This window comes from Vibrio sp. D431a (assembly GCF_030248655.1).
In the GTDB taxonomy this organism is placed as follows: domain Bacteria; phylum Pseudomonadota; class Gammaproteobacteria; order Enterobacterales; family Vibrionaceae; genus Vibrio; species Vibrio alginolyticus.
The window spans coordinates 1-1,940 of the sequence record NZ_JAHGAP010000044.1; the positions used below are offsets into that span (position 1 = coordinate 1).

At 40.0% G+C, this 1,940-nt stretch carries 2 protein-coding genes; both read left to right on the forward strand.

Features of this window, described 5'->3' with window-relative positions:
- Positions 1–83 precede the first annotated feature (83 nt).
- The gene (locus KJB35_RS26285; protein WP_238842792.1) at positions 84–902 is read left to right on the forward strand and encodes a PIN domain-containing protein; all 819 of its coding nucleotides are present in this window, start codon (positions 84–86) and stop codon (positions 900–902) included.
- Between the two features lie 98 nt (positions 903–1,000).
- Positions 1,001–1,327 carry a hypothetical protein gene (locus KJB35_RS26290; RefSeq protein ID WP_238842791.1) on the forward strand — a complete coding sequence of 109 codons (327 nt, stop codon included), beginning with the start codon at positions 1,001–1,003 and terminating at the stop codon, positions 1,325–1,327.
- Positions 1,328–1,940: the final 613 nt, after the last annotated feature.

Genomic DNA, 1,940 nt, shown 5'->3' on the forward strand with positions numbered 1-1,940 from the left:
AAGGTGGTATGCGGCGGCATTGGTATTGCGTTGCTCACCCCTTAACAGGGCGTTAAATGCCATTTATATGAAAGGAGAAAAGGTTGGCTAATCAAAATAAGAAAAAAGAAATGGACGCACTACTATTTGTAGATACTAATATCTTGTTAGACTTTTACAGAATTAGAAATACTGATATTAGTATGAAGTACCTTGAGCAGATCGAAGCTTGTAAAGATCGATTGATTATGGGCTCTCAAGTAGAGATGGAGTATAAAAAAAACCGACAAGTTGTTATTGTTGAGTCGCTCAATCAATTCTCAAAACCAGATTGGGGTAAGCTCTCTACACCAGCTCTCTTAGCTGATTCGCAGCCTTCTCAAATGATTGCAAAGCAAAAGAAAGAGATTGAGACACAGCAAAAGAGAATTAATGAGAAAATCGTAAAAATTTTAAGTAATCCAAGTCAGAATGATCCGGTTTATCAGAGTCTGCAGCGAGTGTTTAAACATAACTCACCATACAACCTAAATCGAGAAGCGAAAAATAGGTTTACTATTCGAAATCTAGCCAAAAAGCGCTTTGCGCTAGGCTACCCTCCGAGAAAGAAAAATGATACTTCAATCGGAGACGGTGTTAACTGGGAGTGGGTTGTACAGTGTGCCATTGACAGTGGCAAAGATATTGTAATTGTTTCTCGCGATGGCGACTTTGGGGCTACATATAGAAATCAGACTTTCTTAAATGATTGGCTAGCGCAAGAGTTCAAGCAACGAGTAAGCCAAAAGCGAAAGATACTACTAACTAATAAGTTATCAGAAGGTTTGAAAATTGTGCACGCAGCAGTCACGAAAGAAATGGAAGAAGCAGAGAAAGAATTGCTCATAAAAGTTGATAACGAAGTCGACGAAAATAGCATTTAACAAAGCATTTAAGAGTGATTCGCAACGCTTGGCGGTTTCGCTTCGCTCAAGTATAGCCAAGCGCTGCTCACACCTTAATGCGGCGTTAGGTATTCAGGATGAAATCAAATATTACAGTGAAATTTGCATGTTTAGATTGCAGGAAGGTGTTTAAAAAGCACAAGTACGATCAATCAAAAACTGGTGAATGGACAGAGGTAAAATATGAAGTCGTTTGTCCCCAGTGTAATGGTAAAACCTTCGAAACAGGTACTGCGTTTAAAGCGCCTAAGATAAGTGATATAAAAGCTTGGGAAAAACTATGGCCATTATTTGAAAGTGGTTATAAGTTTAATCCAAATTTTGGTAATCCATTTATACAAGCTGGAGCGGTCGCGAACCACAAGCCAGTAGCAGTATCAAAAGCCTGCGAGAAAGCGAGCTAAGAATACCTAACAAAGCATTCAAGAGGGATTCACAACGCTTGGCAGTTTTGGTTTGAGTCGGCTTTAGTGTTTACGGCACAATGGTCTAGTTTGGGTGGAATGCGTTGTTCACCCCTTAATGCGGCGTTAGTCGCCAGAAAAAGCTAGCAGTCAAAATCATGTTTCTAAGCTCAAAACTTGGCTACTGGTTGTTTGATTCATAGTTCTATCTTCGACGGTCAAAGCTCAGTTTCATCGGTTCTAAATCAATGCATTGCTATTTCCCAAGCGGTTGTTTCGTTCTTTGGTGGTGATAGAGCGGGGCAATCGAAAATCTGTTTTTGGTTGCAAATCTGCTCGGTGAGTTTGTTGGTTTAAAGGCTTATTTACTAGCTGAAAGGACGTTTTCTTTGGTGTGGTAAGTTCCACATGGTTTCAGTGACTTTGTTGAAAGTCCACACTGTGAGATTGGTTTTCCAAAAGCGCTTTTGGGTGTTGTTAGTCCGTTTTCTACGGCGCTGTTTGTTCCAAGTGGTTTCATTGAATAGCCGCTTTGAGACTACGCCTGACTTAAGTACATCAAAGCACATAAAGTTTGTTGTTCGCAAAGTTTAGTTCAGCTTAAAATTGTCGC